Origin of the sequence: Pseudoxanthomonas mexicana (assembly GCF_010093385.1) — a bacterium.
Lineage (GTDB): Bacteria > Pseudomonadota > Gammaproteobacteria > Xanthomonadales > Xanthomonadaceae > Pseudoxanthomonas_A > Pseudoxanthomonas_A mexicana.
In genome coordinates, this window is record NZ_PDWV01000103.1 from 1 (window position 1) to 3392 (window position 3392).

Below are 3392 nucleotides of genomic sequence, written 5' to 3' on the forward strand. Positions count from 1 at the left end.
GAAGCCAGCAACGACCCGACAGCCCCTGTCGGCGTACGCAAGTGAGGGGGGGCCGGGTCATGAACAAGCGCATGAAAATGAAACTGCTGGACTACACGTTGATCAGCCTGCTGGCCGGCACGGCGCCTGGCGGGTACCGGGCCGTGCGATGTCCTCCCGGTCATCGCTAATGCGAACTGGACTGGATAGCGCGATGGTAAGGAAGGTGATGCAAGCCTTCTTGTCATCGGCCCACCCGGGTGAGCAGCGACGTGCCGGTATATAGTCCGAACCTGAAGGTTCCCCACGTCACCTGCATCGCGATTCCGAAAATGACTGGTCGAGGGACCCATGACGCGTTCAAAGATAATCTTTATTTCGCTGGCAGCGATGCTCGGTATGGGCGTTGCGGACCAGGCGAAGGCGCAGTTCAAGGTTGACGCCACCTTCCGCAACAGCACCGAGCCGGGCTGGACCTTCTCGGGCAACGACAATGCCGGCAACAACGACAGCGGCATCCTGACCGGTGGCTACGGCCTGATCGCCGACGGCAACAACACCAATGACGCGGTGGGCAATGGCTGGCTGCGACTGTCGACGGACCTGGCCAGCCAGGTCGGCGGTGCACGCTATACCGGTGGCTCGTTCCCCTCCACTCAGGGCGTGATCGTCGAGTTCGATTACGTCATCTGGAGTGGCACGGGCGCTGACGGCATCAGCTTCTATCTGTACGACGCCAACGACACGATGGCCGGCGCCCTCCCCGGTGCCGGTCTGGGCTACTGCAACGGGGCTGGCGGCTACCTGGGCATCGGTTTGGACGAGTTCGGCAATTTCTCGGGACAATTGCCCAGCGTGTTTGGCGGTTGCTCAGCGCTCAGCGGAAGTCCCGGGTCGGCGGCCGACCGCGTGGTCGTCCGAGGCCCGCTCAGCGCCAACAACGTCTATGTGGGTGGCGCGGCAGCGCCCGGCGGCATCGACGTGCCCTTCACCGCTATCCGCCCGGCTGCGGACCGGGCGCGCGTGCTGCTGATACCCAATGGCACGGGCGGTTATCGCGTCACCGTGGGGCTCGGCCAGAATGGCGGTGCGATCGCCAACGTACTGAACAACCTCAACTTTCCCTATGCCGCGCCCGCGAACCTCCGCATGGGCTTCGGCGGCTCCACCGGCGGACTGAACAACATCCACGAGGTGCGGGGCGTGGTGACGTCCACGCCGGCGAACATCGTGGTGACCAAGACCGCTGCATCGGCGACCAATTACCTGCGCGGTCTGCCGATGACCTACACGGTGACCGTCACCAACGCCGACATCAATCCGGTGGACCCGGGCAACCAGGCTCCCACCATCGACGGGGCCAATGCGGCCGATATCGTCGACACCCTTCCTGCGCAGATCGCCAATGCGACATGGACGTGCACCGCGACGGCGGGATCCACCTGTCCCGCGGCGAGCGGCAGCGGCAATCTTTCCTTCGCTGGCGGCTACACGATGGCGCCGGGCGGCGTGCTGACCTTCACCATCACCGGTACCGTGGCCACTACGTCCACCTGCGGCGCGACGGTCAGCAACACGGCCAGCGCCAACTTCTCCGCCACGGACGGGTTCGCCGACATCGACCCGTCAAACAACAGCGCCAGCGCGACGTTCACGGTGCAGTGCCCGTCGTTGACCGTGAGCAAGGTGTCAGTGGATGGGGTCGGCACGTTCGGCTTCACCGGCACCAACGGCATCCAGTCGCACAGCATCACCACCAGCACGGCCGGCACGGCCGTAGCGGGCGCGACCCAGACCCTGACGGCGGCAGGCGTGGCGACGACCATCACCGAGGCTGTGCCGCCCGCTCCGTTCGAACTGCGCTCCGTCGCCTGCACGGGCCTGGGCACCGGCGGCACCGCAACGGTCGACCTCGCCACGAGATCGGTGACACTGGATGCGCAAGCCACCAGCACGGCCGGGCCGATTTCGTGCACCTTCACCAACGAGACCCGCAAGACGGACCTGAGCGTGGTGAAGACGGCTTCGCCAACCTCGGCGATAAGCGGCAGCATCGTGGACTTTTCCCTTACCGTGACGAACAACGGACCGCTCGACGCACCCAATGTGCTGCTCAGCGACACTCCCGGGGCCGGACTCGATTGCCTCTCGCCCAGCAGTACCGCGGCTTGCACCGCATCCGGGGGCGCAAGCTGTCCTTCGCCCACCGTTGCGGTGAGCACCTTGCTGGGGGGAGGCATCACCATTCCCACACTGCCGGTCGGGGGGCAGGTCGTGGTCACGCTGCGCTGCACGGTGACCGCAACCGGGCTGCCTTGACGGGACTTCGGCCGCTTGCTGGCGGCGCCCCCTCCCGGGAGGCGCTGGGCCATGGCGCGTCCCGGCAATGGCCCACGGCGCTGGCACGGATCGCGTAGCGGGATACGCCTGGGGCCAGGATGGGCCCCCTCCGACGACGGCTGGAACCCGTCAGCCGACGTCCCTGGCCTCTTCACCGTGCCATGCACATGACTGCGCGGCCGCTTGATATCTCCACCAGTGGCGGCCCATCCGTCGATCTCCCCTGAAGTGCCTGGACGGTGCGACCGCAGGGATCAACCGCATTTCGCAGGTTCGCCGATAGCAAGCCTCCCATCGTACCCATGCGCCTGGCGTCGGTAGACGGCACGTTCCTCCGTTAGCAGCATACCCTTGCAGCACCGGTGAACTCCCGACCCCGAGGCACGGTAGTCTGTAGCCTGCGCGTATCCGAACAACCGTCTTCAATGTCCGATCTTGAGGCCCGTGCGCTCGACCTGTTCGACGAGTACGTCGAATTGACGCCACGGCGACGTGCGGACGCCCTCGCCGCACTGCGGGTGCGGGAGCCTGCACTTCACGACGCCCTGAAACGGCTGCTGCAGGCTGATGCGGCCTCGTATCCGCTCGAGGGCGGCGCGCTCGATGCGCTGTATGCCGAGCACGCCAGAAGTGATGGCGACGGGATCGATCCCGCGTCCCTCGCCCGCGTAGGCACCATGCTGGGGCCCTGGCACATCGACCGCGTGCTCGCGCAGGGAGGCATGGGCACGGTCTACGAGGCCAGTCGCGCCGATGGCCAGTACGAGAAGAAGGTCGCACTGAAGTGCATCCGTGCGGAGATGTCGTCTCCTGTCCTGGTGGACGCGTTCATGCGCGAACGCAACCACCTGGCGAAGCTCGACCATCCCAACATCGCCCCCCTGCTGGATGGCGGCGTGGAAGGGGACGGACGTCCGTGGTTCGCGATGCGCCTGGTCCAGGGCGTTGGACCGGCCAGAGCTCTGTAGACACTCAGTCGCCGCTCTGCGCGTAGCGCCTTTCAAACTCTACCGGTGACAGTCCGCGAGCGGAACCATGCCGGCGGATCGGGTTGTAGAACATCTCGATGTAGT

General features: G+C 66.0%; 2 protein-coding genes. Both read left to right on the plus strand.

What is annotated here, in order from left to right; all coding sequences use genetic code 11:
• Positions 1-330 precede the first annotated feature (330 nt).
• On the plus strand, positions 331-2298 hold the full coding sequence (locus tag CSC76_RS18735; protein ID WP_162111472.1) for a prealbumin-like fold domain-containing protein: 1968 nt from the start codon (positions 331-333) through the stop codon (positions 2296-2298).
• Between the two features lie 446 nt (positions 2299-2744).
• Positions 2745-3287 (plus strand): protein kinase, encoded by a 543-nt coding sequence (locus CSC76_RS18740; RefSeq protein WP_162111473.1) that lies wholly within the window; start codon positions 2745-2747, stop codon positions 3285-3287.
• The last annotated feature ends 105 nt before the right edge of the window (positions 3288-3392 follow it).